At 52.7% G+C, this 25,948-nt stretch carries 34 protein-coding genes; 32 read left to right on the plus strand and 2 right to left on the minus strand.

The features are described from left to right. Positions 1-3 precede the first annotated feature (3 nt). The 28 genes from HGB51_RS12720 (at position 4) to HGB51_RS12855 (ending at position 21,095) form a co-directional block, all read left to right on the plus strand. Complete coding sequence (locus HGB51_RS12720; RefSeq protein ID WP_084739096.1) at positions 4-1,860, plus strand: integrase family protein; 1,857 nt, start codon at positions 4-6, stop codon at positions 1,858-1,860. After that, complete coding sequence (locus HGB51_RS12725) at positions 1,860-2,273, plus strand: hypothetical protein (protein ID WP_032969274.1); 414 nt, start codon at positions 1,860-1,862, stop codon at positions 2,271-2,273. Before HGB51_RS12720 ends, HGB51_RS12725 begins: the two co-directional genes overlap by 1 nt. Before the next feature lie 3 nt (positions 2,274-2,276). Then, a complete protein-coding gene (locus tag HGB51_RS12730) occupies positions 2,277-3,017 on the plus strand; it encodes a hypothetical protein (RefSeq protein ID WP_070209316.1) in 741 nt (246 codons plus the stop codon). After that, positions 3,004-3,495 carry a helix-turn-helix domain-containing protein gene (locus HGB51_RS12735; protein WP_141739223.1) on the plus strand — a complete coding sequence of 164 codons (492 nt, stop codon included), beginning with the start codon at positions 3,004-3,006 and terminating at the stop codon, positions 3,493-3,495. The genes HGB51_RS12730 and HGB51_RS12735 overlap by 14 nt, the downstream gene beginning before the upstream one ends. A gap of 140 nt (positions 3,496-3,635) precedes the next feature. Then, on the plus strand, positions 3,636-4,316 hold the full coding sequence (locus tag HGB51_RS12740; protein WP_070209318.1) for an ankyrin repeat domain-containing protein: 681 nt from the start codon (positions 3,636-3,638) through the stop codon (positions 4,314-4,316). Between the two features lie 875 nt (positions 4,317-5,191). Beyond that, positions 5,192-6,784 (plus strand): DUF5906 domain-containing protein, encoded by a 1,593-nt coding sequence (locus HGB51_RS12745; RefSeq protein WP_141739224.1) that lies wholly within the window; start codon positions 5,192-5,194, stop codon positions 6,782-6,784. Position 6,785: 1 nt separating this feature from the next. Next, entirely contained in the window at positions 6,786-7,103 is a 318-nt protein-coding gene (locus tag HGB51_RS12750; RefSeq protein ID WP_141739225.1) for a hypothetical protein, read from the plus strand. A gap of 5 nt (positions 7,104-7,108) precedes the next feature. Then, complete coding sequence (locus HGB51_RS12755; RefSeq protein WP_141739226.1) at positions 7,109-7,459, plus strand: hypothetical protein; 351 nt, start codon at positions 7,109-7,111, stop codon at positions 7,457-7,459. Continuing rightward, positions 7,456-8,550: a zincin-like metallopeptidase domain-containing protein gene (locus HGB51_RS12760; protein WP_070209321.1), complete on the plus strand. Its 1,095-nt coding sequence runs from the start codon at positions 7,456-7,458 to the stop codon at positions 8,548-8,550. The genes HGB51_RS12755 and HGB51_RS12760 overlap by 4 nt, the downstream gene beginning before the upstream one ends. 7 nt (positions 8,551-8,557) lie before the next feature. Continuing rightward, the gene (locus HGB51_RS12765; protein WP_171966847.1) at positions 8,558-9,559 is read left to right on the plus strand and encodes an ArdC family protein; all 1,002 of its coding nucleotides are present in this window, start codon (positions 8,558-8,560) and stop codon (positions 9,557-9,559) included. Next, the gene (locus tag HGB51_RS12770; protein ID WP_171966848.1) at positions 9,559-10,170 is read left to right on the plus strand and encodes a hypothetical protein; all 612 of its coding nucleotides are present in this window, start codon (positions 9,559-9,561) and stop codon (positions 10,168-10,170) included. Before HGB51_RS12765 ends, HGB51_RS12770 begins: the two co-directional genes overlap by 1 nt. 8 nt (positions 10,171-10,178) lie before the next feature. Next, positions 10,179-10,805: a hypothetical protein gene (locus HGB51_RS12775; RefSeq protein WP_070209634.1), complete on the plus strand. Its 627-nt coding sequence runs from the start codon at positions 10,179-10,181 to the stop codon at positions 10,803-10,805. Between the two features lie 10 nt (positions 10,806-10,815). Beyond that, the gene (locus tag HGB51_RS12780; protein ID WP_141739259.1) at positions 10,816-11,247 is read left to right on the plus strand and encodes an ankyrin repeat domain-containing protein; all 432 of its coding nucleotides are present in this window, start codon (positions 10,816-10,818) and stop codon (positions 11,245-11,247) included. A gap of 58 nt (positions 11,248-11,305) precedes the next feature. Further along, positions 11,306-11,812, plus strand: coding sequence for an outer membrane lipoprotein (locus HGB51_RS12785; protein WP_141739258.1), 507 nt, complete (start codon positions 11,306-11,308; stop codon positions 11,810-11,812). Between the two features lie 150 nt (positions 11,813-11,962). Then, positions 11,963-12,358 (plus strand): hypothetical protein, encoded by a 396-nt coding sequence (locus HGB51_RS12790; RefSeq protein WP_070209631.1) that lies wholly within the window; start codon positions 11,963-11,965, stop codon positions 12,356-12,358. Positions 12,359-12,474: 116 nt separating this feature from the next. After that, a complete protein-coding gene (locus tag HGB51_RS12795) occupies positions 12,475-12,621 on the plus strand; it encodes a hypothetical protein (RefSeq protein ID WP_171966849.1) in 147 nt (48 codons plus the stop codon). Between the two features lie 15 nt (positions 12,622-12,636). Further along, the gene (locus HGB51_RS12800; RefSeq protein WP_141739257.1) at positions 12,637-13,008 is read left to right on the plus strand and encodes a hypothetical protein; all 372 of its coding nucleotides are present in this window, start codon (positions 12,637-12,639) and stop codon (positions 13,006-13,008) included. 8 nt (positions 13,009-13,016) lie between these two features. Continuing rightward, entirely contained in the window at positions 13,017-13,520 is a 504-nt protein-coding gene (locus HGB51_RS12805; protein ID WP_141739256.1) for a hypothetical protein, read from the plus strand. Between the two features lie 252 nt (positions 13,521-13,772). Next, entirely contained in the window at positions 13,773-14,174 is a 402-nt protein-coding gene (locus HGB51_RS12810) for a hypothetical protein (RefSeq protein WP_171966850.1), read from the plus strand. A 208-nt stretch (positions 14,175-14,382) separates the two neighbouring features. After that, positions 14,383-14,616: a hypothetical protein gene (locus HGB51_RS12815; protein WP_141739035.1), complete on the plus strand. Its 234-nt coding sequence runs from the start codon at positions 14,383-14,385 to the stop codon at positions 14,614-14,616. A gap of 8 nt (positions 14,617-14,624) precedes the next feature. After that, complete coding sequence (locus HGB51_RS12820) at positions 14,625-15,512, plus strand: ankyrin repeat domain-containing protein (RefSeq protein ID WP_070206753.1); 888 nt, start codon at positions 14,625-14,627, stop codon at positions 15,510-15,512. Between the two features lie 22 nt (positions 15,513-15,534). After that, entirely contained in the window at positions 15,535-15,888 is a 354-nt protein-coding gene (locus tag HGB51_RS12825) for a hypothetical protein (RefSeq protein WP_070206752.1), read from the plus strand. 65 nt (positions 15,889-15,953) lie between these two features. After that, complete coding sequence (locus tag HGB51_RS12830; protein ID WP_141739034.1) at positions 15,954-16,577, plus strand: fimbrial biogenesis chaperone; 624 nt, start codon at positions 15,954-15,956, stop codon at positions 16,575-16,577. Continuing rightward, complete coding sequence (locus HGB51_RS12835) at positions 16,574-18,751, plus strand: fimbria/pilus outer membrane usher protein (protein ID WP_070206751.1); 2,178 nt, start codon at positions 16,574-16,576, stop codon at positions 18,749-18,751. The genes HGB51_RS12830 and HGB51_RS12835 overlap by 4 nt, the downstream gene beginning before the upstream one ends. Further along, positions 18,748-19,125, plus strand: a complete 378-nt coding sequence (locus HGB51_RS12840; RefSeq protein WP_070206750.1) for a hypothetical protein — start codon at positions 18,748-18,750, stop codon at positions 19,123-19,125. Before HGB51_RS12835 ends, HGB51_RS12840 begins: the two co-directional genes overlap by 4 nt. A gap of 77 nt (positions 19,126-19,202) precedes the next feature. After that, complete coding sequence (locus HGB51_RS12845) at positions 19,203-19,694, plus strand: hypothetical protein (protein WP_141739033.1); 492 nt, start codon at positions 19,203-19,205, stop codon at positions 19,692-19,694. Positions 19,695-19,742: 48 nt separating this feature from the next. Continuing rightward, complete coding sequence (locus tag HGB51_RS12850; protein WP_141739032.1) at positions 19,743-20,255, plus strand: Csu type fimbrial protein; 513 nt, start codon at positions 19,743-19,745, stop codon at positions 20,253-20,255. A 99-nt stretch (positions 20,256-20,354) separates the two neighbouring features. Then, on the plus strand, positions 20,355-21,095 hold the full coding sequence (locus tag HGB51_RS12855; protein WP_070206748.1) for a DUF4942 domain-containing protein: 741 nt from the start codon (positions 20,355-20,357) through the stop codon (positions 21,093-21,095). A gap of 28 nt (positions 21,096-21,123) precedes the next feature. On the opposite strand, the gene HGB51_RS12860 is transcribed toward HGB51_RS12855, so the two are convergent. Next, positions 21,124-21,912 carry a hypothetical protein gene (locus HGB51_RS12860; protein ID WP_070206747.1) on the minus strand — a complete coding sequence of 263 codons (789 nt, stop codon included), beginning with the start codon at positions 21,910-21,912 and terminating at the stop codon, positions 21,124-21,126. Positions 21,913-22,023: 111 nt separating this feature from the next. Here HGB51_RS12860 and HGB51_RS12865 point away from each other — a divergent pair, with 111 nt between their 5' ends. The 3 genes from HGB51_RS12865 to HGB51_RS12875 all read left to right on the plus strand — a co-directional run bounded on the left by HGB51_RS12865 (position 22,024) and on the right by HGB51_RS12875 (position 24,798). Next, positions 22,024-23,139 carry an ankyrin repeat domain-containing protein gene (locus tag HGB51_RS12865; protein WP_084738838.1) on the plus strand — a complete coding sequence of 372 codons (1,116 nt, stop codon included), beginning with the start codon at positions 22,024-22,026 and terminating at the stop codon, positions 23,137-23,139. A 140-nt stretch (positions 23,140-23,279) separates the two neighbouring features. Next, positions 23,280-23,810 carry a hypothetical protein gene (locus HGB51_RS12870; protein ID WP_171966851.1) on the plus strand — a complete coding sequence of 177 codons (531 nt, stop codon included), beginning with the start codon at positions 23,280-23,282 and terminating at the stop codon, positions 23,808-23,810. 52 nt (positions 23,811-23,862) lie between these two features. After that, positions 23,863-24,798, plus strand: coding sequence for a hypothetical protein (locus HGB51_RS12875; protein ID WP_141739031.1), 936 nt, complete (start codon positions 23,863-23,865; stop codon positions 24,796-24,798). Here the strand turns inward: HGB51_RS12875 and HGB51_RS12880 are convergent. Continuing rightward, positions 24,791-25,300 carry a hypothetical protein gene (locus HGB51_RS12880; protein ID WP_141739030.1) on the minus strand — a complete coding sequence of 170 codons (510 nt, stop codon included), beginning with the start codon at positions 25,298-25,300 and terminating at the stop codon, positions 24,791-24,793. The two genes, HGB51_RS12875 and HGB51_RS12880, sit on opposite strands and share 8 nt — an antisense overlap. Positions 25,301-25,408: 108 nt before the next feature. Between HGB51_RS12880 and HGB51_RS12885 the strand changes: the two genes are divergently transcribed. Further along, a complete protein-coding gene (locus HGB51_RS12885) occupies positions 25,409-25,927 on the plus strand; it encodes a hypothetical protein (RefSeq protein ID WP_070206743.1) in 519 nt (172 codons plus the stop codon). The last annotated feature ends 21 nt before the right edge of the window (positions 25,928-25,948 follow it).

Below are 25,948 nucleotides of genomic sequence, written 5' to 3' on the forward strand. Positions count from 1 at the left end.
GAGATGAGCAAGCAGCGATACAAATTGAGTGATCGGCAGTTGCGTGCGTTGACCATCAATGAGCGTCCGGCATTGGACGCCAACGGCAAGACCGTCATTGAAGCCAACCCCGATCCTAAGCCCTACCGCTTTGTGGACGACACCCAAGGAGCGCCCACCGGGTTTGGTGTGTACGTTGGCACCAGCGGCAATTCATTTGAGGTGCGCAAGCGGGTGGGGGAGCGTGTTGTACGCGTGTCACTGGGGTCCGTGGACGACATGTCGATTGTCCAGGCGCATGAAAAGGCCCGATTGGAAATTGCGTACATCGTTCAGTCGGGTGGAGAAAGCCCCCGGCGCAGGGACGCACAAGAGCGCAGAACGACGAGCGCAAAGCACATTACGGTGCGGGCGTGTATGGAGCGCTATATCGAACGACTGGACGCCCAAGTTGAGGCGGGCAAACGCAAAGCCAACAGCACAAAGGCCGTGCAAAACAGCTTGGCGCGACTGGCGCGCAATGAGGTGGGGCTTGCGGACATCCAAGTCAGGGATCTGACCCACGATCAAATTGTGAAGGCGTGGAACGCCTTGCGCACGTCGGCAATGCTCAAATCCAACCGGATCCCCGCAGAGGTCAAGCCTCTGTTGGCCGCAAAGGACAAATGGTGGTCGTTGCCAATGGACGAGTACGCGGCCATGGGCTTGTCGGGCAAGTACATTCAACGGGCAAAAGCAGCTGGAATTGAGGCCGTTGAACACACTTTTGCCGATTTGAACCGGGCCATTGATATTGTGTTGCGCCAAGAACGACTGGACGCGCACAGGGAAGGACGTGAGGTCGCAATTCAGTTCAACCCCGTCGAGTCTCTTTTTGATTTGGAATTGTGGCGCGGGGCAAAAGAGAAGCGCGAACACTACCGCAAAGCCCAGGTGCGCAATCCGCTGGGCAAAGAGGACGGCACACTGTCCACGGTGCTAAAGACGTTGGTGTTCCGCCGGAATTTGCAGAACAAACACAACGCCGTTGCCGTGGACTATCTGCTATTGACGTTGCTGTGGGGCGCACGACGCAACGAGGCCACGCAATTGCAGTGGTACGACAAGGTGTCCAAAGACGACCTCGCCAACGAGCGCGTGTCGTGGGTGTGGCTTGCGCCCAACGCTGGTGATATCAATCCCAGCACCAAGCGTCCAGGCTCACAAGTGTTCTTTCACGACACAAAAAATGGTGAAGTCCGTTTTTTGCCGGTTGCCTACTTTGCAGAAAAAATCCTCATCCAACGCTTGAATGATGCCAAGGACGCCGAAGCGCAATTGCCCAGTGAAATGGACCGGGCCAAGCGTGCGGTGGAAGAGGTTAAAAAGACCACATCCGATTACATGACAATTGCCAAAGCGCAGCGTGAGGTGTATCGGGTTGAGCAAAAGGCCGATCGCATGAAATGGGTGTTCCCAGCCCGCTCCACGCGTTCAAAGGAAGGTCACTACAGCGACAGCAAATCCATTATCAGAAATGTGCGTGTGGACGCGGGCATGTTGGATTTGCGTCAGGAGATTGACATTGGCTTGACGCCACACGATTTGCGCCGAACCTTGGGGCGATTTGCCGAAGCTCTTATGTCCGGCCGAATTGTCTCCGACATGCTCAATCACAAAGTCAACAATGGGTCAGCCAATGTCACGGACCTGTACAATGAGCAGGAGTGGGGGGCGTTGCGGGAGGCTTTTTCCAAAGTGGAAGAAGTGATGATTTCGACCAGTCCCCGTGTCTGGAATGTTTTGAAGGGCGCAGATAAGCCGTTCTTGGATGAGTTGAATGACAAGATGCCTGTCATTCATTCGGGCCTGAGGCCCGTGAAAAGCGGCGAGGAAGAGTGATGAGCAATGGAATGCTTTTCGTTGACGAATACACGGAAAAAAGAAAGGTGCGTGACCATTCCGTTGAGGAATTGAGGGTTCTGTACCGTGATGTTCGCGACTTCAAAAGATTGATTGAAGACGCAAGGCGCATGGATCAACGCACCGCTGAAACCACGTACACCCAATTTGGACACAGGCGCTTTCAAGAGTTGAGGCGCTTGTTTCATCCCATCAATGAACGGTTGGCAGCGCTGGACAGCGATGAGATACGTCGAAGCCGGAATTGGATCCTAGAGAATTTTTCAAACGCTCTGACTGTTCAGCGCAAAGATCGGTTGCAAGGGAAGATGGGTTCAACGATTGCAAGTCTGAGTTGTATCTTGGATGAAATTCAGGCTATTGGCGTGGACATACAGATCAAAGAGGTTTGACCAATGAGTGCTGTGACACTTAAGCGTGACGCTGATGGCTACCAAGCATTGCGTGCGAGCGAATTGGAGGCCGAGATTGAACGCGCCAAATCCGGGGCAATTCAGTCCGTGGGGCGCGAAGCAGCGTCCTATTATTTGGGGATCCACACACGCACGTTGTCGCGATACAACGCACAAGGCATGGGTCCAAAGTCAACCAGTCTGAGCAGCAGCGGTGGCCTGGGCCAAACGGCGAAAGTGTTCTATAAGCTCTCCGATCTGGACGAATGGCGCGAGCAGTTGTCGGCATCAAGCTACAAAGAACGCAAGATCAAATCGTCCGTGGCCGCAAAGAAGACGGAATTGGCATTGCTGGAACTGGAACTTGAGAACAAGGGGCTGCAATCTGAAATTGCACGGTTAAGGCGTCTGTTGGATAAAAAGGGCATGGGTTTTGCTGGGATCCACGACGCCACTGCAACGCTGCCTTGGATCTTTGACGACCAGTCACGCGTGCTGGGCACGGTCTACGATTTGAACGACGCGGACGTAATTTCGGCACTGACGCAAGCCCGCATCGAACACCTGTCCGCACTGGACGCATTGGAGCTTCAGTGGGCCGACATCAATGTGTTCGTGCAGTGGGCAGACGCCGTTCGTGCAGCCCTTTCCTCTGGAATTCAGGATCTGGACGAGTTGCGCGCGGCAAGGGTCCAACGGCACGAACTGATGAGTCACGTTGGAGGCGGCGATGGCCAAAGTTGACGAACAGCAGCGCCAAGCGTTGGCCCAAGCGCCTGGGGATCTGCACCTCACCGCTGCACAAGCCGCTGTGTTGATGCAGGTCAGCACCAAGACGTTGCAGCGCCTGCGCAACCAAGGGATGCCGCCACCGCCCATTGGAGAGCGTCCAGCACGCACCGACGAGCGATGGTCAACCACCCCTGTGCGCTACCGCAAAAGTGATGTGGACGCATGGCTCCAACATCCCGTAATGCCCAGCGTGCAATTGCATGCGTTCCAGATGGCAAACGGCGTCATCGCTGACCACGCCAGCATTTTGGACGACAACACGGTTGTCGGCTGCATTTTTGACTTGCTCACGGAGTGTGCGTGGGGCAGCACAGACATGATGATTGAAGCGCAAGAGTCGTTGTTGGATGAGCAGCGGCAGCAACGCGAAGTGGTGCAAGAGCGTATTGCCTTGCACGAAAGAAACGTCCTCACACAAGCACTGAGATAGACGGCGTTAAGCCCCAGTCCCTAGTTGTCCCTTGCAGTCCTTTGCAGCCCCCAATTTGGGGGCTTTTTTTGTGTGGAGAAATCCATTCGCCATTGTCAACATTTCTGTGTCGCCCCATCGGGCAAAAGTGGAGATAGGAAATGGAGAACTATAACAAGCGGGGGAAGTCTGTCCTGGGGCTGGCTGTTTGTAAGGGAAAGCTGGAACTGCTTGAAAAGAGGTTGAAGCTCGGCGTTGACCCAAATTCAACATACTTCAAAGAAGGGGATTGCCGCAGTCTTGTGGAGCTGGCTTTCAATTCCAAGCAAATGGAGTCGCTGGAGCTTTTGGTTCGATATGGAGCGAATGCAAACATTGTATTTTCCTGTGGCTACGCAATGGTCCACTACTGCACCCGCTTTTATGAGTGGCAGCTTGAAGACATTCTCAAAATGGGTGTGGATCCAAACACGTGCGCGTCGTTGAGGGATGGTGAGCGCCCAGGTCACGCCGCTTTGCACATGGCAGTGAGGCAGAGGGACATCAAGACAATGAAGTTGCTGATTTCGTACGGAGCTGATGTCAACTTGCATTGCGACTATCGCGGTTTTACCCCGTTGCATGCTGCGTTCTTGTTTCCTGAAAGCGAGACAATCAACTTTCTTTTGGACAACGGCGCGGATTTGAATGCGCTGGATGACTACGGACGCATGCCGGAACAGATTGCGGACACGTATTACACAAATGAGGCGCAAAAAATCTTGGGCGAGCGAATGGCGCGGAAAATCATGGGGCAGGTTGAGGGGGGGACTCCTGAAAGCGCAAAACAGCGGCGGATGTAAAGGTATTGGCCGTCTGATGTTTGATTGAAAGCAAGGGGCGTCTAAAAAACGCAATACAAATTATTGCGTGAGTAGGGCCAATGGAATGTGACCCTACTCACTGAAATCATTGGGGCAGTAGGGCTGTCGGTGCTGAGTAAGTGAGTAGGGTGGTTGTTGAGAAATAGTTAAGGAAAAAATGACACATATGCCAAAATTGTGTTCTCAGAATAAACTTTTATTTGTTTCACCCTACTCACCCTACTCAAGAAGAGTGAGACCTTTATATGCCAATGGTTTTGGTTGAGTAGGGTGGTTCCAAAAGACCCTACTCAACACCCTACTCAAGACCCTACTCACGCAATAATTTGTATTGCGTTATTTGGCAGAAATTACCCTCAAACCCTTGCGCTGTAAGGCTTTGAAAGGGAAATTCAAGTTGGCGATATAAATGACAGTTTAGATGATGAACATTTGGGTAAAAATGATTGGCGGAATATCGCAAATTCATTGCGGCGCAAGGGTTTTGAATTTTGTATTGCAAAATATGCTTGACAAGACAAAGAAATATATTAGAACTAAATTGTATTTACTCAAAATTGGAGGTTCAAATGGGCGAGGTTTTGCAATTCAAGCTCACTAAAAAGAGAAAGCCCTACCGTCGCCGTGCCCGCCCTCAGAAGGTCAATCGGACATTTCGGTTTGACCAGGAGAAATTGGCGCTATTGGAGGACGTGGCGCAACGAAGTGGATTGACAGTTTCAGAGTACATCCGTGAACTCACAGATCTTGCTGTACGGGACTGCTGGTTGTTTGAGTCGGCAAAGAACGCATAAAAAAACCGAACGGCTGCAACCGATCGGTTTTCAAAGAGGTATTCATATAGGAGAAAAAATATGTCTAAAATCAATGTATCAAATAATGCAGGTGTGTCAACCCCTGCGCCCACGGTTGCGAAACAAGTCAAACCCAAAGCTGGCCAACCGAAAATCAAGAAAATCAACAGCGCGAACATCATCCCATCAAATACACCCGCGTGGAATTGGTTGAATTATTTGAACAGTGGGAAGTGTGGCGATTGGGCGAAGGCCAATGGGCTGGCGTACAAATGGAACGGCGTGTTTTGGGATACGGTATCGCTGTCCGAAGGCACCGCGTTGGCATCCCAGTTCCTGTTCAATCATATGCCAGACAAGGCCACCAACGCCGCGTCCATGGACTGCTTCAAATTTGCCGTCAATTCGCTTGAGCCACTTCCTGAGCGGGACGGATCCACCTTTGTCATCGCTGCAAAGAACGGTTACCTGCACGTTGGCAAAGACGGTGCGATTTCAGTTCTCCCCGCCGACAAAAAGCTCGGGCTCACGTTCGGCGTAAACGCCACTGTCAGTACGTCTTACAACAAGCGCCACACACCTCAAGCGGTTCCCGCCAACTCGCTGTTTGGGCGCTTCCTTGCCAGCGCATTGCCTGATTTGGATATTCGCGCCCTGGTGCAAGAGCAGTGCGCCTTGACTCTGATCCCCGGTCCTCATCAGCTGGTCTGGTGGTGGGTGGGCACCGGAGGCAACGGCAAGGGCGTGATGTCGTCCATTGTTCGCGGCTTTCACCACCGCACGGCGCAAATTTGGCTGGATAAGTGTGGCGAGCCGCAAGCGTTGGCAAGCTGCATCAATTCAAGTCTGATTTTCACTCCCGAAGTGAAAAGGGGCGCACGCGGTATCGATCAAGAGGCATTTAAAGCGCTCAGCGGCGGCGATTTGCTGACAGCCAAATTCTTGTATCGAGACATGATTGAGTTCGTTAATACATCGTGCCACATCGTCAGTTCCAACGACGAACCCATGATTACCGACGCAACCGACGGCATGTATCGCCGCTTGTGTGTGGTGAAGTGGAACCAACGCCACGGCACGTACGTCAAGATCCCCAACCTTGCCGAACGCATTCTGAAAGAAGAAGCGCACATTGTTCTCGACTGGCTTTTGGAAGGGGTCAGTCGAATTGTCAAACGCGGTGGCTTTTTGCCAGAAAACGAATGGCCCGAAGCTACACAGATGTTCAAGAAATCCATTCGCAATAAGAACGATTGCGTGGGCGCGTGGCGTGAAGAGGTGGGAATTGTTCCCGACGCCCAAACCCTGACACCAAAGAAGGATGTGTACAAGTCGTACGTCCAGTTCTGCGATGGGGATGGGCGCTACGTGCTCAATGAATCCCAATTTTGGACGCGCTTTTGGGCCATGCCGGGGTTTGAACGCCCACAGTCAGCGCGGGGCGACACACAGCGTATTGCGGGGGTCCAGGTCAATTGTGTGCGCGCACGCATTCCTGCGGAAATTTCTTGGGAACTTCCCACGGGTGAAATCATTGTCCAACGGTCAATCAAGAGCGCGACACCAACTGTTGAACCAAAGGCTGCTGACAACGAACCGATGCTGATTACGCTGCCCGACAAGGACTTTTCTGATGACCAGTGGAGCTTTTAATATGAGCACTAATAAAGACATTGAAGAAGCGTTTTGCGCGGCATTCAGTCATCTTTTTGATGACGGTGATGAACTTGTGCGGCGGGCTAAGTGGGTTGCACGTGGCTTCTTTTATCTTGACGATCAGAAGGTAGGTGGCAACGCTACATGGGATGCTCTTATTTTGCAGCGTTATGAATTCAAAGTGGGGCATGGGAAAACCACTCCCGAATTGGACGTGCGATTGCTTGAGCTTGTTTGCAGTAAGGCCAATCATGGACATGCAATCAATCTTCTGAACACAATGAATAAACATTGTGCGCCCAGTGGCGTGGGGTAACTCAAATGCAAAGCAGAACAAGAACAAGCCGCCGAAATGCGGCTTTTTTGTTTTTTGATAATAATGAAATTTCGTTTTCCTTAAAGCTTGACTTTCATTTTTCCGCTCGTTTAATGATTTTACTTTGCGAATGCGGAAGAGATATGAATCAAGATGTAGAGGACTGGTGGGACGATCTTATCGCAGCGGAGCGTCTCGCTGTGTACAAAGTCGGTGGTGACTTAAGAATTCTCTTGCATCACGACTTTGACGACGCAAGCGTGCAACTTCTCACGGTTGATGAAGTTCTTTACCGCATACGGCAAGCACTTGAAAAAGGGGTAAGCATTTCTATCAACTTGGAGACACGGTTATGAGCGCAGCAAACGAATTGAAGCAGGACATTGCGGAGCGGTTTTACGACCAACTTAGAGAGCGCCGGTCCATCTTGGACTACGGCTTTAATGAGAACGAGAAGCCACTGCCCGTCATAGGCGGTTGGCCGATTGGGGCAAGTGGTTACCCATTCAAAGACTTCAATGCACTGCAACTGATGACCGTTGCGCTCGATCGTGGATTCACCAGTCCTATCTACATGAAGTCTGAGCAGATCAAAAAAAATGGCTACTACATCGCCAAAGGCGAAAGCAAAGCCACAAAGATTGAAAGCACCTACAAGCAGGAGGACGGTGAAATCAAGTCTGTGATGTCTGTGTGCTTCAACGGCGATCAAATCAAAAATTTGCCGCTAACCCAGCCAACGTTCGCCTGGCACGAAAAGGCCGAAAGCCGCGACACATTCTTGGACGAACTGATTGCCAAGACTGGCGCCAAAATCTCGTTCGATCCGATGAACGCACCGTATTACGAGCGTTCGACAGACACGTTGTACATGCGCCCTCAGTCGGAATACACCTCCAAGCATCCGGGCGGAAAGAGCGCGTACTACCACGATCTGATGTTCGTTCTGACCGATTGGGCCACGCACCCCAGCCGCTACCAGGGAGTTCAACCGGGTGAGCAGGGCAGCGAGCAAGACAGCCAGTACCGCTTAGGGCGCCAACTGGCGCTGTTGCAGATCGCCAGCCGTTTGGGCATGACCTACGAACCCGACGACAGCGGTTGGACACAAAACTACATTGACAGCCGGCCCAACTGGCAAGAGTTGCTTCGCGCAAGCAAAGCTGCAGAAGCCATTTTGAAGACCATTGGCGTTCCCGAAATCCAACACGAACCTGTGCGCTCCAAAGTCTGGAAGCAAGAGACATCACAGGCGTTCCAGCCCACCGTAAAGCCCGCCGAGCAAGAGCAAGCTCAACCCGATCCTGTGCAGTCGTTTGTGGACGACAAGATTCAGGTGATCCACGTGGCCGACAAGCCCAGCAAAGAAGTGGGTAAGGCCGTCAAAAATGCAGCGGCTAAAAAACTCAATGGAGCGGCGAAGAAAGAGCAAACACTGACAATGTGAGGTGGCAATGAGTAAGCAAGACGAAGCACGAAGCATTGCCGCTGAATACATCATCGAGCAAATGCAACAGGGTGTGATCCCCTGGCGACGCGATTGGAAACAGCACAGTTCGACAGGAGCATTTGGAAGCCTGCCCTACAACTACGCCCGAGGAAACACCTACCACGGCAGCAACGTGATGATGCTGATGATGGCCCAGGCGGCGCGCGGCTTCCAAAGCAACGGGTGGTTGACCTTCAACCAGGCCAAAGCCCTGGGCGGCACGGTACGCAAAGGAGAGAAGTCGTCAAAGGTTGTACGAGTCATCAATGTATCTGACAAGCAGGGCAACCCCGTTCTTGACGAGAACGGGCGGCAGAAAATTGCACTGATTACATCGGCGGTGTTCAACAGCGAACAGTGCGATGGCTTGCCCATACGCGAGGCGAAAATACCCAAGCCGGTGGAGTGGAGTCACGAGCAAGCCGAGCGTCTGATGAAAGACAGCGGGGTTACCTACCGCTACGGCGGCAACGCGGCGTACTACACCGTCGCTCACGACTACGTGCAACTGCCGCCCAAAGAGCAGTTCCGCACGATGGAGGGGTTCTACGCCACCGCGTTGCATGAGACGGGACACGCCAGCGCTCACCCCACACGATTGGGGCGCGATCTAAGCGGCAAGTTTGGTTCGGAGAAGTACGCAAAAGAAGAGTTGATCGCAGAATGCTTTTCTCTGATCGTGGCCGACCGTTTGGGTTTGTCTGTCGATCAAGACTATGACCCAGGCAACCACATTGCTTACTTGCAGTCGTGGATCAAGGTTCTGAAAAACGACCACTCTTTGATCTTCTCGGCGTTTGCCGAGGCCGAAAAGATCGCGACGTACTACAACGTCAAAGAGTACACGCGCAAAGCCTTTGAAATGGAGCGCGACGAAGACGAAGTGCGACCATCCAGTGAAGAGTCTCCCAAGCCCACCATTCAAGTCGTGCGCCGTCCACAGAAGACTGAAATGGAGGTGGCGTGATGTGGTACTCAAGCGCAAAAGAAACACAACAACTTCTTGAGAGCGAGATTTCCCGACTGTCCGCCGTCTACGACAAAGCAGGCAATGCACCATCACTGGAAGGAATGGTTGACCAAATCAAAGAACTAGCTGGATTGAACCTGCGGCTCAAGTTGTTTGAGTCAAAAGTGGAGCGTCACCGCGAAGCATTCGACAACATTTCAGGCGACTTTAACGATTTGGAAATCGGCCGGCAGATCATGACCAACACCGGCATAGCTGGCCCCAAGTCGCGTGCAACATTGCCACAGAATATGCGCGACATGATTGACACAAGCATCCCATTGTTGAACGCGCAGTTGTGCGATGTCTTTCTTGAGCGGGTCCGTGACCGTTTCAATCTTCCCAGCGACGCACAAGTCTTTGTTCGTGGCAGTTGGGAAAACCACGCCGTGCGAATGCAATCCGTGAAAGACGATGTGGTGACCTTTGTGCACAACGACACAGGCGCCACTCACACTGTGGCGGCAAGCAAAGTCTATCTGGACGGTGGAGAGCGCAGCGTTTCGCTTTCCAGTGCCTTGCGTCAGATGTCTCCAGGCCGACACGCCAATCACCATCCGCAGATGTGAGGGGACGCATGGACAAGCCTACACTTGCCGATGAGATGACGCTGATTTACAGCGTTAAAGCAAAGGCCGCTGACTACGCCCAAAAGCGCAACGAGGAAGCGTTGAAAGTCATGGTTGATGAAGTGTGTAAGCTTACGGGGCTTCGCTTTAGAGCCCGGTTGCTTGGGCAGGCCACTTCCAAAAGCGCTTTGGAGGTGCAGGAGCTGTGCGACCGGCTAACCGATGAAGAGATAGGCCACCAAGTTATTTCACGCAACGGTATTGGATCGAGTGACACCCGCAGATCGTTCCCAAAAGAGTTCGGTGATTTGCTGGATATGAGTATTCCGCCCATCATGCCTGTGTTGTGCACCGTTTTTATGGGGCGTCTGTCGGAGCGCTTCGGATTGGGGGATGACGTGGTTGCATCAGTTCAGCGCGCACGGGTCGATCGCCAACCCATAGAAGTCGCGGCCATTCGCGATGAATACGTGGAGTTCAACGTCAAAGGCGACGATGAGAACCGATGGTACGTTCCAATCAAAGACGTTCTGTTGGAAGGCAACGGTAACGCCATCACCATGGACAGCGCGCTCGCGCAGATGTCTGTGGGGTTCCAGACACGGCAAGTGGTGCAGCAGCAGTTGATTTTTTAGAGTTTGCTGCTTGACAAAATCTCCCCTTTTGCAATTGTATGAAAAACAAGGGGAAACTATGGACAACTTATCGCTTCAAGATGTACGTGTGCTTGCCAAGCATTCACACCACCACCTCATCACGCATACAGACGAGAACGGACGAACGGCGTTGCATTGGGCTGTCATTAACAAACGCTTCGATGTCGCCGACGCTTTACTTGCCCTGGGTGCCAACCCACTGGTCAAAGACAAGTTCGGCAAGACCCCGATGGGGTACACGAACCCTATGGTGTTGTCCGAACGAGACTGGCGGATTAGAACAAGCGTCGTTGTTCAGTTCTGGAAAAAGAACGCCCCGCGTGCGCAGGAGCTGCAGCAGTCGTTCGCGTTAAGTATTAGCCACAACCAGACCATTCATGCATTGGTCCGCGCACAAGCAATTCAAATGCGCATGCAATGAGCTTGACAGAAATCAAATGTGTGCTTGATTGGGGGCATCATTACCCACAGGAGATTGTATGCGCACAACTTTAATTTCAATTGCGGTGGCTTTAAGTTTAATGTCGGGAGTTGCAGTGGCTGGATCCAAGACTTCATCGCAGAATTTCGGACGCGATCAGGCGTTGTCCCAACGAAACATCCAAGAGGGGGTGGTTCTCATGGTTCGTGAGGTGCGGATTGAAGACCGCTCTAAGGTGAACACCGGAACGTTTGTTGGTGGTGCGGTAGGAACCGCGATCGGTGACCGCACAAGCCGCAAGAACCGCGACACACGCAATGTTGCACGTGTGGTTGGTGCAGCCGGTGGGGCGTTGATTGGAGGCGCCACACAGCGCGCTGTAAGCGGGCACAAAGGCTATGAAATCGTGATCCGCACACAGGACCGCCGTGGACGTTCTGAAGTCATCTCTATTGTCCAGGATGCGGATGTCAGCGTGCGCCAAGGCCAAAGTGTCCTCATCAGCGGCAGTGGTCGGGATGTACGTGTCGTTCCGATACCAGACGCTCCAATTAGCTCGCTTTGACATATCAATCAAGCCCCCAATGGGGGCTTTTTTGTTGCAATGAATCCAGAAGCTTAACGGCCGGACAAAAGATCATTTGTCAGCTAGCTAAATTGGTATTGATTGAATAGATTCAATTCACTGCATCGGGCAGGGGATAAAGGATCACCAATGAGCACTGTTGTCTCTGAGATTGAAAAGCAGCTTGCCGACGCCATCAAGCACCAAGAGGCGCTTCAAGAAAAGTTGCTCAAAGAGCGCACGAAGGAAGCTGGCAAGTTCTTTGAAAGCCTCACCGCTGGGCTAACAAAATACATCGATGTACTGACCAGCGAGCAGCGTTCGCAAGTGGCGCGTATGGTTGGGTTTGTCCACACCAAGCACAAGGCTCATGTCAGTCGCGCTGTCCGTGGGGGCGCTCCCACGCATAAGCTGGCCAACGCCCAGGGGAGCCAGTTCCACTACCGTGGACGCGGGCGAAAGCCTCAAGTGCTTGTGGATTTTGAAGCAAGCCCCGAGGGGCAGGAGTTGTTGAAGGCTGGGAAGCCCACACACATCGCGCTTTAAGAACTCAGTCCAACAGACCCCCACATTGTGGGGGTTTTTATTGTCTCAACAAAAGGTATTGACAATGTTGGTTTGTGTGTTTTAGTCAAAATACAAATCAACAAAAGGAGTCTCATATGAACTATATGAAAAAACTATTGGCGAAGTACATCTTGTATGTCGGATTGCCTCTGTTCGTGCTTCACTTCGCCGGAGCGGCGTTTGAAAAAATCGACACCATTGAAACAGCGGTGGGCAATCTTCAACACGCAGCAGGGCGGTAAACAATGTTCGGGTGGATGGATCTGGTGGTGGTCAACGCTTTGTCGCTTGCGGCCTTTGCGTTCTACTTCATTGCAGCCATTCGTTACGGTGTGAAGCGCAATTGGAAATCGTCTGTATTGATGGTGGCGTTTTCAACGGTTCCGTGGCTGGTGCTGATCTGTGTAACCCGAATTTGTTTGTTCTACTGCCTTGATATGTGGGGGGTGTGGATCACCCTGGGCGCGATGAAAATAGCGTTTAGTTGGACGTGCGGAGCGTGCATTGCTTGCGTTCAATTCCTCCCCATTCGCGGCGCCACGCTGCCATCACTGTTTGTCGGGCTCGGTGTTGCGGCCGTGGGCACGGCGTTCTCACTCATTGAATTATTTGGTCGGATTGATCTGTAGGAGGGTCAATGAACTACTCACATTTGGAGAAAAACGAAATACTGTTGTCAAAAGCTATTTCAACGCACTCAGACAACCTTGACGCTTTGCGCTGGTATGTGCGCGTGGCTTGTGAGGATTTTCCAGGCCGTGCGCCTCGCATTTGCGAACACGCCATTGGGTCGATGATCCACTTTGGACCCGATAATTTGCATGTGTTGGTTGGGGCGCTCATCAACGCTGGTGAGGAAATGCCGCAAAACGTACTGTGGCTTATGTGTAAAGAGGGGTTTTTAACGGGCGAGGTTGCGCCCCAGGTGGTGGAACTTATGGGACGTATTTTGAACAGCGACAAACCGGTTTCTCTGTATGAAGTGGAGTCCACATTGCATGTTGCTCAAATTGTTGGATGCAAAGATGTCGTTGCATTGTTAAGTGAGTACATCGACGCACAGCGTGAAAAGCAACGGGAAAATATTTGCAATGCACTGTCAAGCGCACAGGGGAGGTCTGGTGTTGGTCGCAAGATTTGATTTCAATAAAACGTCTTGACTTTGTTTGCGTTTGTGTTTGTATGAATAAACAGATGAGGGTATCTATGGTGCGAAAAACATATTATTTATGGGAGCATGCTTCGGGAGAACTGTTTTGGCAGTCAAAGGGGGTTCATGATTATTTGCTCAAGGGCGAGTTAAATCGGCGCTATATGAAGATGGTAGGATGGACGGGGAGGCGGAAGCTCTTCACCAAGTTGGAATTGATAGAAACTAAGGTTGGGAGGGTCAATGAGTAAATCGAAACAGAGAAATCATCGGGTTAAGCCGTCGGGCAATTGGGTTCCAAAGACCTGCGGGTATGCAATGTTCTATGAGACGGCTAAGTATTACGCGCGTCTGGATGCACGTGCGACAAAGCTTGATAAAACGATGACGGGAACGTTGCGCGAATTTATTTGGGATTTTGTCGAGAACCCTGATTTTGATCGGGATGAGTTCTTGAACTTGGGCTGTGAGCCACAGAAGCCTAAGCCTTTAAATAAAAATCATTTGGATAACGTGCGTAGCGAGGGCATTGGGTTTATATCCGACGCCAAGCCGGTTGTCAGCAAGGTTGAACAATTGGCGAGTGATTTTGGTATCAGCAAAGCTTCTCTTGTGCGCTATATCTTGCGGAAAAATCTGCAATAGCTAGTTTGGTCGGTTGTTCTTGAATAAGCCCCGTTTCGGGGCTTTTTTATTGGGTCATCCGCTTTGCGGACCGCGCATATGGTCTACGACGCGCGCCACTGTCGCGCCCCTGCGGGCTTCAATCGCTTGCCCGATTTGGCAACATCTCAATAAAAGGTATTGACAATATTCGGATATGTGTTTGATTAAATAAAACAGGGGATGAATTATGAAACCACTCATTGCAATATTCATTTTATTGGCTCCGCTGTTGTCGGTCGCCGAAGAGGTGCGTGGACGTTTTGTGGTGTCAATGACCATCGTTGAGTCGTGCGTATTGACCGATCACGGCATTCAAAAATGCACGACAGGAATGCGCGAACCCACCGTCGCCAAGGAAAAAATTGCGATCAAAACCCCGGAAGGATCCGATGAGCGGATCGTCACTGTAGTCACTTACTAAGGAGTCGTATGGATAAAAAATTCAACAAACACGAGACGCAAAAATTCATCAATGCAATCTTGGCTGTGGATCCAAATGGCGTGCGCAGCGCTTTAAAGAACAACGCGGACCCGACGCCTGTGTTGAAGACAGAATTGAACGTTTGGCATGCTCAATTGCGGGTGCCGGCCAACGAGGTGGCTCCACACGACACGTGCACTGTGCTGGACAAAAGCGCCGCACTGCTCACAGACGTTCTGCCACTGGACAACATGCAATCCGTGAAGTGGCTGGGTTTGGCTGGACACGTACCGATCGCATCGGCGGACGCCAATGAAGTGCGTATGGGGCCAAGCTCGTTTTCCAATGCCGTACTGGCGGCGGTGTTTGACATGTTCACTTCCATCGTTGGGGATCGCCCCGACGTGGACTCAGACGAGCAAATTGCTGCACTGGCACGTGCCAAAGAAATCATTGATCTGTGTTTGATCCACAAGTGCAACCTGGCTGGGTCCGACGCCAGAGGCATGACCGTCTTGCATTGGTGCTGTGCTTTGTACGACGACAAAGAGCTTGTCGAACGGCTGGTGGCTGTGGGTGGCACGCCAACGATCAAAGACAAGGAGGGGTACACATCAATTGACGTTGCCGCGCAATACGGCCATCTCAACTCGTTTGCCGGTTTGAATGTTCGCGAGCAAGAAAAAAAAGACGGCAACCTTGCAACCGCTCCAACCAAAGACGATCTGGAAAAGATCGATTGGAGCGAGCTGGAGCCCTGCAACGACTTCATATCCACGCACCCCAGCCCATCTGCGGCCCCGCCCACAGCGCCAGCCAGCAAACCACCCAGCCGCTTGGCGATGTTCTTCAACGTTCTCCTGGGGCGGACCAGCCCTTTGGACAACGAACACTAATCAACTTGAAAAGGAGACACATATGAAAAATCTATTCTTTGGATTGACCGCAGTCCCACTGTTGGCTCTTGGCGTCCAATCTCAGAACGCCGACCTGGGCGCGGTCCTTTCGGTCAAGCAAACCTGTGCATTCGTCTCAGGGTCAGCCGCCGAGTTCCTGCGCTGTGACACATACGAGCAGCCCGATTGCGGCAGCGCTTTTTGCGACGGTGTGGGTGGCTTGCCGATATCAGTTTCCGTCGAGCGCAACACCGAACAGTTCGACCCCGAAGAGATGCCGTTGTGGTGCGACCGCCAGCAGTGTTACGCCAACACAGGGCCATTCAAGGTCACTTTGGACTACGGAAATTTGCGCGCCACCGATGGATCTAAATAAAACGTATTGACAATGTTCAGTCTTATGTTTAGCTCAATGTATACATAATTTTATAGGAGGATTTGATGATTAAAAGCATTGTTGTGGCTTTATCTTTAGCACTTGTTCCGTTGGTGTCATCGGCCGCATCTGTTGGTCCGGTTTTCAAAGTCAACACCGCAGGGGAGAAAAGCGGGGTGTTGACGATATCCAACGATGGTCCTGATCGTTCGTATCAGATCACTGTTGACGAACTGACCGTTGAAGGCGGTGTGTCCCGCAGAGGGCCATCGGAGAAAATTCGTTTTGCGCCGTCGATTGTTACGGTGAAAAAGGGCGCCACCCAATCCATTCGTTACATCAAGTCCGACCAAGTTGGACGTGAAGAATTTTTCCGCGTGAGCGTGGCCGAACTTCCCACACCTGGGGAGGTTGGGTTAATCAAATTGGTCAAGCAAGACCTGGCGTGGATTTGGCGTTCGCCATCGGCCAAGGCCAATCTCACAGGTCGTTGGGTTGCGGATCAATTTGAGGTGACCAACACGGGTGACGCATCTGCACGTTTGGTGTCGCCGTCATCGGGATCCGCAACCCGCAGTGGCTTGCTGGGCTATGTCCTGCCCGGTGAAACACGCAAGTTCGCGCTTGCGAATTTCCCGCACGGCGTGGTGTCGGTTGAAGTCAACGGACAACGCCAGGACATCAAATGAAAAGATCGGTCATCGCCTTGGCGATGGCTGTCTGCTTTGGACAAACCACTTGGGCCTCAGACGCAACCATCGCCGCTGTATCAATCAATGGGTCGCTCAAAAGCGACGTTGAAGAACTGCACGTTCGCGACGATGGGCAGTTGCTCATTGCCAAAGAGCGTTGGGCGCAATGGGGAATTCAGTTGCCCGCATCGTTGTCCGAGCGCGACGTGGTGTCGCCATCCGATTTGAACGCGGATGTTCAGTACGATCCAGCCAATCAAAGCTACAACATCCTTGTGCCCGCAAAGTATTTGCCGGCGCGCAACTACAACCCCGCCTCGCGCATGCGTACGGACATTGGTCCTTCGCCCAAAGGGGTGATGCTGGGGTACGACTACCGTGCGCAAGACAGCGATACGTACGGCTTCACACAGTCGTTTTCGTACGACATTAGATCCAACGTCCTGGGTGGAACGTTCTATGGTGCCGGACAACTCAACGACGACAGCAACGGACTGAGCCACGAACGCTCTTTAACGACGTGGAGTAAGGATCTGTATGCCTCTCAGACTCGCGTGCAGATCGGTGATGTCATCAACGCCACGCCCAACGGCGCATTGCTGGGCTCGCGCAACATGCTGGGGGTTCGCGTGGGCACCGATCGATCGTTGAGTAACGACGCATTTTATCCAGTCCCGACATTCAACGGGGTGGCCGACACGCGCTCCACAGCCGAAGTCTTTGTCAACAGTGTGCGTTCGTCCCAACAGCAATTCCAGCCTGGGCCGTACCAGTTCGCAAGCCTCAATGCGCCGATCGGCTTAAGCACAGTCTCTATGGTGGTTCGCGACGAATTGGGCCGCGAATACTGGACAACACGGCAGTTCTACAGCACACCCAAAGCGCTTGCCAAAGGCCGCAGCGAATGGGAAGTCTCGGCCGGTTTGATGCGCAACGGAGGGTTGGGCAACGACTACGCTGACGTGGCGTGGAACGCGGTGTACGCACGCGGCATGTCTGACCGCTGGACCACAACGGCTGCGTTCCAGGGCACGGCCAAGGGTCAGTCGGCCATGTGGGGCAATCTTTGGAGCTTTGGGCGCTGGGGCGCTGCAACGTTTGATATCGCAACAAGCGGGGACGGCATGGCCGCCACGGTTGGATACGAGCGGCGCACCAACGGCTTGTCGTGGTCCGCTTCGCACACTCATGTCACCGACGACTATTGGAACTTCAACCGCGAACGCTCCCGCTTTGCGCTTGAGTCGCAAACCACCTTGGGCGTGGCCTACCGCCAAAATAATTTCAGCGCAGCATTGAACTACAGCGATGTGCGCTATTCCAACCGTTCCACTCAGTTGCTTACCGCACAGTCGCGCTGGCAGTTGAACTCCCGCGCCGAACTGTCTGCATTTGCGCAGCACGACTTATCGCTGCGCGACACAACATTGAACGTTGGTTTCCGCTACCAATTTGGATCCGGCTCGGCCAGTGTCAATCGCAACGATGGCGAATGGTTTGGACAAGCCAACGGTTCCACCACACTGAAAAACCGCCGGCTGACGTGGAACGCAAGCGCAAGCGCCGGCAATCACTATGTGGCGGGGCGCTGGGATCTGCCGATGTCCACGTTGCTGCTGCAAAACAGCACAACCAGCACTGTGTTTGGAGCCAACGGTGGGGTGTGGATCGGGGAGGGCGGTGTACTGCCAACGTCCAGGCCGTTTGGATCGTACGCGCTCATTCGCGTTCCCAACATGCCCAACGCACGCGTTCAACTCACGGGCAAAAGCGTCACCACCAACGCCTTAGGCGTGGCCGTGGTCCCCAACGTCTCCGCATTGTTCGATCAAACAGTGACGGTGGACGCTTTGAGTCTTCCGTTCGGTGTGCAACTGGACAGCCTGAGCAAGAAAGCCGTGGCTCCGCGTGGGGGCGGGACAAAGCTGCAGTTCGACGTTCTGAGCAACACCACGCGGGAGTACGTGGTGGTGCGCAATGGGGTTCCGATCGATATGGCCAATGTCGTGGGCAAGCAAACCGTTGTTGGGATGCGAGGGGTGTTGGTGCTGGAAGCGCCCATCGCTGGTGACGTACTCACCATTGAAAAAGACGGTTCCACATGCGCCATCACCATCCCTCAGTCGGGGGAACTGGACAAACCAATTTTGGAATGCAAGGAGGTTTTATGAAAGCGCTTCTTATTGCGTTGCTTTTGTTCTCAGGCACCGCCTGGGCGGACTGTTCGATCACCCCCAATCAAGACTTTGCGGTCTTGGATCAGGACGGAGGCGTGAACGTGCAATACGTCATCGAATGCGACGAACCCACCGCCGCCACATTGCAAATTGACTCAAGTCAAATGGTTTTGCGATCGGCGAGCAACCACGAAATCCCATTGTCGGCGGCGCTATCCGGAGAGCCGTTGATTGATGAGGTGTCCATCGATGTTGCCGACGCGCCACTGCTGGTCACGATTGAATTCCGAAGTGTGTTGTCCACGTCGGTTCGCTACAAAGCTGCTGGTGTTTACAGCAGTTCTGTGCGTCTGGATCTGAACTATTAGTTTGGGCATTGACAATATGATGTTTTATGTTTTTCTAACCATGATGCAACACTTCAATCACTAAAAAAGGAGAGTAAATGAAAACAGCACTATTAACCGCAGCAACAGCCGCAGCCTTACTGGTTTCGGGTTCCACGTTCGCCGCAACAAAATCCACAACCATGAACTTCTCAATTTCTGTCGCGGCTACATGCGAAATATCACTTGAACAAGACACGTTGGAAACAGCAGCAACAGGCGGCTATTACACAGGTGGACGCTTTGAAGACAATCTTGGCGTGTTGTGCAGCGAAGATTTGCCCTACATTGTGGAAGCTTCCACAGATGCAAACGGACAGGTCATTGCAACATCGGCCACCTCCGCACGCCAATACCCAGTGACGTTCACACGTGGAACCGATCCATCGAGCAGCAACTATTTTGGTACGGACGCCAATGGACTGGCGCATGCCGCCGTGGGGACAGGGGCGTATCAGGCCATTCCATTTGGTTGGACTTTTGGCTACATCGATAAAGTGCTGGCCCCTGGCACTTACACAGGCAGTGTGACTTTTACGGTGGTGTACTAATCGCACGCCGATCAAACAAAACAATCAACTTATAAGGAGAAATAAACAATGAAAAAAACACTAATTCTTGCTTCTACGGCCGCCGTTGCCTTACTGGCATCCGGATCCTCGTTCGCCGCTTCCAAATCCGCAACGATGAACTTTTCGTTCTCCGTGGCTGCAACATGTGATATCTACTTGTCTGTCACTGACACCGTTAACCAGTCGGACGTGGTTGACGTTGCCGGGGAAGGTTGGGACGACAACTTAGGAGTCTTGTGCAGCGAAGATTTGCCCTACATTGTGGAAGCTTCCACAGATGCAAACGGACAGGTTATGGCTACATCCGCCACATCGGCGCGCGAGTACCCCGTAACATTGTACCGAGGGTCGGGCACCCGTTCCGTCCCGAAATTCGGTACCGACGCCAATGGCTTGGCGCTGTCTGGTGTTGGAACGGGTGCCCACCAAGCCATTCCGCTGGCGTATGAATTTGGTCAGCGCGACGCATACTATGGCTACTACAAGTCGTTGGCCGAAGGGACTTACACCGCAAGTGTGACCTTTACGGTGACGTACTGATCCGGCATAAAAGAAAAGCCCGCTTCGGCGGGCTTTTTTTGCCTTGACAATGTTGGCTTCTGTGCTTGGATGGAACATCATTCAAGCAAGGGGGTAACAATGAACGAGGTAATTAAATCCATTTCAATACAAAAAGAGTTGGCGCGGCACCAGCAGGCGAAGGAGAAGTTTGAAGCGCTCATGGCGACGATTGAAAGCGCGCTGCGTGAAGCGGACGAAATGAATGTGGGCGGCGCGATGCGCAACGCCCTGGGTCAACTGAACTTCCGCCACTTCGACTGCTTGCAAGATGCGCGAAAATCGCATGCCAAAGCCCTCACTGAAAACGGTTGGTCAACAATCATGCGCGAGACGGGCCTGAAAGACTTCATGTGCCATAAAAAACGTGTTGAGTGGGGTAGGGCGTTCTATGAGAACACAGTGCCAGAGTTCAACTACGACAATGTTGTTGCCACGTTCGCCCAACTGTACGACGCACGAGCAAGCATGTTTGAAGACGGCATTGTCGGGGTGTTTGAAGGGCTATCGTGGGACTACAAAAGCCACCTGCCCGTGCGCTTTGGACAGAAAATCATCTTGCAGTGCATAGACAGTTGGTCTTACTTCATTGCAAGAGACGTTGTGCAAGACATGATCCGTGCGTTTCACATGTTCGACGGCAAGCCGCATCCTGATTTCAGACGCTCAGCATCAAGCCCCGAAGTGTTCTCAGAGTACATGGATGTCACGTTCTACAAGAACAGAAACGCCCACGTTGTATTCAAACGGCCTGATCTTGTGGACAAGCTCAACGAAGTGATCGCCCGACGCTACCCAGGCGCATTGCCGCCCACCCGATAAAAAAAGCCCGCCGAAGCGGGCTTTTCTCTTATTTGCGCGGTTCGTTATAGCATATCTCAAGAAGCGACCTTGCAATTCCCAACTGGTTGCTCATGCTTTCAAAGAACAGTGACTTGCCATACTTTTCGTCGTACAAAGAAAAGAATTCATCCCAAACTTTGCGGTGATTGTCGTTGACGGTGTTGGTGATCGTTTCCACCACGTCTTTAAGCCGCGCAAGAGTTGCATCAACGCCGGCTTCCGACATCACAAACTCGATGTTCTCGTGTGTGATATCGCCCCGCAGAACATGACTTTCAAAAATCGATGTGGGGTTCATGGAGAAGGCCAGGAACGGGATGACATGCTCCCCGGAGCCGTCTTCCAGCGTGTGGTACAGATTCACCACGTGACTGTCTATGCGCAGCAGCACGTAGTTTGGATCCTTGCTGTTGGCGTAAAAGGCCAAATCTTGAACCGTGCGTGATCCAATAACAGCAAGAGCGTAGTTGAAACGAGCAATCAGTTTCAGCAACACCAATGATGCAACGTCATTGCCGGCGTCCGTAGCTGGGTTCGCAAGCTTCGTTATCGCCTCATAGTGTCCGCCCAACGCCAGTGTGTACGCGCTTTCGTAATAATTGGAAGCACTAGTCAATACCCCTTTGGGATTGTCGGTCAGTTGCTTTGGGACATCATCTAAACGCAGATCGTACACTTCTCGTATGTCGAAGTAGGGGCGGTCGTCTGAGTAACGGTTGTGGAAAACAAATTTACACAGCCCGTCCAGCCGAATGTGGCGCGCACGAAATATCGACAAATCCGCAGTCACAAACATATTGCCCCCTGCATGAATGGTGCTTCCATTCTATCATCAAATGCACTGGGACTTGACAATATTCATTAAATTGTTTTGCTGAATACAGTCAAACAACGGTTAGGGGGTGTTATGTATATCGGATCAAATTTAAAAGATGTCCAACAGGTTATTGCGTCGGGTCGCAATATTCAGGAGCGCAGTGGCATAACACAAAGCACTGCATTGCACCGCGCGGTCGATGGTAAGTTTTACGAGCCCGGTGTCGTGACTGCCTTAGTCAACGCTGGGTTGGACCCCAACGTCCGCGAGGTCAACAAACGCACACCGTTGCACTACGCACGCCACCCCGAGGCGATTGCCGAACTCATCGCAAATGGTGCTGACCCCAACTTGGGTGACGTGAACGGCCAGACCCCTTTGCAGATCAATTTGTCGAAGGAAAAATCCATCTGCCGCATGCCCCGTGTCCAGGCTCTTTTGGAGGGCGGGGCGGACATCAACCAAGCAGACAACAACGGTGTCACGCCGCTTCTTTCGGCGCTGGAAGCACGTCGGCCCTCAGAGTTCATTGAGGCACTGGTTGACGCGGGCGCCGAAATCAATGCTGTGAGCAACGACGGACAGGGTGTGTTGTGTTGGTCTACGGCGGAAGGGGACGTGGAGAACACAGCACTGCTGATCGCCATGGGTGCCGATATCAACGCGGTTTCCAACACCGGCATGAGTGTCCTGAACTACTGTGCGCGGTTTGAGCAGTTGGATTGCGTGAGAGTGTTGTTGGAAGCTGGCGCCGATCCCACCATTGCCAACCACGACAACCTCACGCCGTTGCATTTTCTGGCCTGCGGACCAATCAATCAGTGGGATCGGGTGATGTGCGAACGCTCACAGCGGGCAGAGTTGGTGTCAAAGATGATCGAGGCCGGCGCCGACATCAACGCCGTGGACAAGAACGGCAACACCGCTCTCCACTTCGCAGCGAAAGCAGAACAAGACGACGTTGTACGAACCTTGATTGACCAGGGCGCTACGGTGTCCATCCAGAACAACCAAGGGATGACGGTTTTGGATGTGGCAAGACAGCACAGCAAGCACACAACACAGGGCAAGTCGCACGACGAAGGTGCCAACGGTGAAGGGGTGGTAACACTGCTTCAAAACCGCGCTCAGAAGGAAGCATTGCAGGATGCCTTGAACATCCAGCGGGATGAGCCCCAAGCCGTCTCACGGTGGCGACGGATGTGACCATGAGAGCTTAGGGTTTACAGTGTTTTTTTTGTTCTTGCTTGGGGGTGGGTTGCTGTCAGGGGATTCACACTGATACCACCTGTCAAAGTCCCGTTTTTCTGGCTATCATGCGTGCCTTCAACCTCAAGGATGACGATATGAAGCTGACGCCGGATATGGCGCTGGATCTTGTGCGGCTGCGACCCTTGATGGATAAGGCCAATGACCCTGGCGCTGACGGTGAAACTGTCGCGTCCGCGTTCGCCGCCAGTCAGGTGTTTGTGCGGACCTACAATCAAGCTTTTGCTGAGTATTTCGCTGGTCGATTGAATGGTGTGGCGCTTTCGTTCAATCGCGGGGAGTTCAACTACAGCTTCAGGGACACGGCAGACGCTGCGCACGCATTTACGATGCTTTCGATGCAGCAGGTCAACGACGCCAAATCAAAAGCAATCTGCGTGGGTGTGGTCAACCTGCTCCTGAGAGATATGAAATACAAATCAAGCTTCGATAGCGACCAGTCTTACCTCGCGGCGGTGTTGATGATTGCCCATTCAATGCACGCATTCCGCCGAACTACCATCAATCAGTTCGTTGCCGAAGGTCAGCGCACTCAGCGCGCCACGTTCTGGCGCTACTTTGTCATTGGGGCGGTCACTGTTGGGATTGCCTATCTCATCTTTGGTTAATTTTTCTCTTAAGCGCAGTCTCTTGTGAGAGGCTGTATATTGAGGAGTTCCAATGTTTAAGCGTTTTGTACTCTTGTGCATCGGCATGGCTGTAATTCCCCTTTGTTTTGGTGCGCCCAAGTCCAATGCCCAAGGCTCAGCCGGAGGGTACATGCCTTTGACACAAAGTTGCGTGTTGGAGGAGGGGATGAGGCTCGGTCCCAACTTCAAGGGACACTCGGTCATGGCTGTGGCTGCGGCGATTGGGAATGTGCCGCCTAAAGATCAGTACGAAACCAACGATGAATTCAAGGCGCGCACGGAGAACGTGCTGTCCACGAAGCCGTCTGCTTTGCGTGACGGTCATCTATGTGTAATCAGTGCTGGTGCGCGTTTGACGGATGACTTCGACGCGGACGCACAAGTTCTTCGGGTGCGCACACTTGGTACGTACAGCAGCCGATGGTTTGATGGCGAGAAATACCACGATATCGCCAAAGTCTACGGTGGGGAGAGAAACGTTCACAGAAGCGTCTACGACGCAAACAACGCCTATGGTGTTTCCTTGTCAGTTACAAAGAAGAAACGCGACGCCTATTACGTGGCCTTTGATAAGCAATCAGTGGTGGACGCCGGGGAGCTTCCAGGGCTTTCATACAAGGAGTTTTCACTGAGAGCTGATGTGGAAATGAGTGGTGCTGATGCACGCGCTCAAAAGGATGATATTGACGTAGTGTACTTGTACGGTGTGGTTCGCCCGTATGTGGGTAACCACTCTGAGTATGAGTTCCCGAAAATTGATTGGCCCTTTGAGTCGGAAGAAAAACAAACACTGGTAACCGCATCCCTCAAGAAGTTGGCTGTCATCAATGTTCGTACTGGAATGATTTTGAAAGTGTTCGATCTGACCGGCCAGCAAACTTCGGCATCCACCAGTTCTAACACCAATAATGGTGATCTTAGGAGCTTGGGGCCGTCTTCAATCAAGAAGCCCTTTGTGGTCAAGTGAAGGATCGAGGGGTGATTGGCTTTTCGTAAGCTTTGTGGATGAGGTCTGTTATGTCCACCACATCAGGTTCGCTGAGAAGTTTTCGGCGAAAGTGAAGCGTGTGCGCGTTCGTGTGTACACGGTAGCGGCCAACCCTTTTCACCACGTCCAGTGGAATGAGCGCGGCGTATTCAACGTGCAGATTGCTGTTGAAAACCACTGCGGCAAGTTGATCGAAGGGGTTGGACGCCAAGTTCCTCAACGCGCTCAACTGCGTACTTTTATTGGCTGCGGTTAGTCGCCTGCCTTTAATCTGATACCGCGTTCCGTCAGGTCCGACAGCATCAAATCCTGCCTGGGAACCCGCCGCCAGCGTGGCATTGAGTGCGCGCGCCACCAGTGTCTCTGTGTAGTCTGCCACAGGGTTGTTCGCTGAGCGTATGACTCCCCGCTGCCGCAAAGCGTCCATCACGGCGCAATGAAGATCGAGCAATTGCCTGTCGGTGAGGTCATCTGTGTTCACTGCATGGTCCCTGTCCACTGTTGCTCATAGGAGCGTTGTCATCATATCGGGGGCTACAGACTTCGCCCACTAAGCCGCTAGACTGACATCCTCTAGGGAGGGGGCGCTATGGCTGGATACATTGGTTTCTTGCTTCTTGTTCTTGTGCTGGTTGTCTTGTTCAAAGTCGTGGCGTCCAGGGATCAGGTGATCCGCGAGCTGCGTGAGCAGTCCGCCCAGCATGGCAGGGACATCGCAGCACTTCGACAGGTGGTAGATGCAGTTGCGGATCGCGTGCTTCTGAGCCGCGAGCAACGACGTGTGAAGTGGTTTGACGAACTGCCGCCGTTCTCGCTGGATGACTTCAAGGCACTGTCTGCCGGCTCCGAGCGCGAGTTGATCGTTGCTTTTGGGGGAAGCGACGACGCCGAGGTCGTTGGCCTGCACTACCGCCACGAACGCCTTGAGTTCCGCACAGACGGTGAGAAGGACGCTGTGGCCTACGGTTATGCCCGCCCGTGGGCCACCGTTCAAGATCTACCAGTGAAGATCTATCTCAATCAGTACGCGCTTACGTCCAAAATTGTAGGCTTGGAGCAGGACGGCTTTGTGAAGCTTGCTCCCTACAGGGCGCGGTTGCCCGAATAATTCTTTGCCGTTCGGATGATG

The sequence above is a fragment of the Stenotrophomonas bentonitica genome, assembly GCF_013185915.1.
Classification (GTDB): domain Bacteria; phylum Pseudomonadota; class Gammaproteobacteria; order Xanthomonadales; family Xanthomonadaceae; genus Stenotrophomonas; species Stenotrophomonas bentonitica.

Bases quoted from the DNA above. Each gene is read 5' to 3' on its own strand.
- HGB51_RS12720 (WP_084739096.1), top strand. From the start codon at position 4: ATGAGCAAGCAGCGATACAAATTGAGTGATCGGCAGTTGCGTGCGTTG.
- HGB51_RS12725 (WP_032969274.1), top strand. From the start codon at position 1,860: ATGAGCAATGGAATGCTTTTCGTTGACGAATACACGGAAAAAAGAAAG.
- HGB51_RS12730 (WP_070209316.1), top strand. From the start codon at position 2,277: ATGAGTGCTGTGACACTTAAGCGTGACGCTGATGGCTACCAAGCATTG.
- HGB51_RS12735 (WP_141739223.1), top strand. From the start codon at position 3,004: ATGGCCAAAGTTGACGAACAGCAGCGCCAAGCGTTGGCCCAAGCGCCT.
- HGB51_RS12740 (WP_070209318.1), top strand. From the start codon at position 3,636: ATGGAGAACTATAACAAGCGGGGGAAGTCTGTCCTGGGGCTGGCTGTT.
- HGB51_RS12745 (WP_141739224.1), top strand. From the start codon at position 5,192: ATGTCTAAAATCAATGTATCAAATAATGCAGGTGTGTCAACCCCTGCG.
- HGB51_RS12750 (WP_141739225.1), top strand. From the start codon at position 6,786: ATGAGCACTAATAAAGACATTGAAGAAGCGTTTTGCGCGGCATTCAGT.
- HGB51_RS12755 (WP_141739226.1), top strand. From the start codon at position 7,109: ATGCAAAGCAGAACAAGAACAAGCCGCCGAAATGCGGCTTTTTTGTTT.
- HGB51_RS12760 (WP_070209321.1), top strand. From the start codon at position 7,456: ATGAGCGCAGCAAACGAATTGAAGCAGGACATTGCGGAGCGGTTTTAC.
- HGB51_RS12765 (WP_171966847.1), top strand. From the start codon at position 8,558: ATGAGTAAGCAAGACGAAGCACGAAGCATTGCCGCTGAATACATCATC.
- HGB51_RS12770 (WP_171966848.1), top strand. From the start codon at position 9,559: ATGTGGTACTCAAGCGCAAAAGAAACACAACAACTTCTTGAGAGCGAG.
- HGB51_RS12775 (WP_070209634.1), top strand. From the start codon at position 10,179: ATGGACAAGCCTACACTTGCCGATGAGATGACGCTGATTTACAGCGTT.
- HGB51_RS12785 (WP_141739258.1), top strand. From the start codon at position 11,306: ATGCGCACAACTTTAATTTCAATTGCGGTGGCTTTAAGTTTAATGTCG.
- HGB51_RS12790 (WP_070209631.1), top strand. From the start codon at position 11,963: ATGAGCACTGTTGTCTCTGAGATTGAAAAGCAGCTTGCCGACGCCATC.
- HGB51_RS12795 (WP_171966849.1), top strand. From the start codon at position 12,475: ATGAACTATATGAAAAAACTATTGGCGAAGTACATCTTGTATGTCGGA.
- HGB51_RS12800 (WP_141739257.1), top strand. From the start codon at position 12,637: ATGGATCTGGTGGTGGTCAACGCTTTGTCGCTTGCGGCCTTTGCGTTC.
- HGB51_RS12805 (WP_141739256.1), top strand. From the start codon at position 13,017: ATGAACTACTCACATTTGGAGAAAAACGAAATACTGTTGTCAAAAGCT.
- HGB51_RS12810 (WP_171966850.1), top strand. From the start codon at position 13,773: ATGAGTAAATCGAAACAGAGAAATCATCGGGTTAAGCCGTCGGGCAAT.
- HGB51_RS12815 (WP_141739035.1), top strand. From the start codon at position 14,383: ATGAAACCACTCATTGCAATATTCATTTTATTGGCTCCGCTGTTGTCG.
- HGB51_RS12820 (WP_070206753.1), top strand. From the start codon at position 14,625: ATGGATAAAAAATTCAACAAACACGAGACGCAAAAATTCATCAATGCA.
- HGB51_RS12825 (WP_070206752.1), top strand. From the start codon at position 15,535: ATGAAAAATCTATTCTTTGGATTGACCGCAGTCCCACTGTTGGCTCTT.
- HGB51_RS12830 (WP_141739034.1), top strand. From the start codon at position 15,954: ATGATTAAAAGCATTGTTGTGGCTTTATCTTTAGCACTTGTTCCGTTG.
- HGB51_RS12835 (WP_070206751.1), top strand. From the start codon at position 16,574: ATGAAAAGATCGGTCATCGCCTTGGCGATGGCTGTCTGCTTTGGACAA.
- HGB51_RS12840 (WP_070206750.1), top strand. From the start codon at position 18,748: ATGAAAGCGCTTCTTATTGCGTTGCTTTTGTTCTCAGGCACCGCCTGG.
- HGB51_RS12845 (WP_141739033.1), top strand. From the start codon at position 19,203: ATGAAAACAGCACTATTAACCGCAGCAACAGCCGCAGCCTTACTGGTT.
- HGB51_RS12850 (WP_141739032.1), top strand. From the start codon at position 19,743: ATGAAAAAAACACTAATTCTTGCTTCTACGGCCGCCGTTGCCTTACTG.
- HGB51_RS12855 (WP_070206748.1), top strand. From the start codon at position 20,355: ATGAACGAGGTAATTAAATCCATTTCAATACAAAAAGAGTTGGCGCGG.
- HGB51_RS12860 (WP_070206747.1), bottom strand. From the start codon at position 21,912: ATGTTTGTGACTGCGGATTTGTCGATATTTCGTGCGCGCCACATTCGG.
- HGB51_RS12865 (WP_084738838.1), top strand. From the start codon at position 22,024: ATGTATATCGGATCAAATTTAAAAGATGTCCAACAGGTTATTGCGTCG.
- HGB51_RS12870 (WP_171966851.1), top strand. From the start codon at position 23,280: ATGAAGCTGACGCCGGATATGGCGCTGGATCTTGTGCGGCTGCGACCC.
- HGB51_RS12875 (WP_141739031.1), top strand. From the start codon at position 23,863: ATGTTTAAGCGTTTTGTACTCTTGTGCATCGGCATGGCTGTAATTCCC.
- HGB51_RS12885 (WP_070206743.1), top strand. From the start codon at position 25,409: ATGGCTGGATACATTGGTTTCTTGCTTCTTGTTCTTGTGCTGGTTGTC.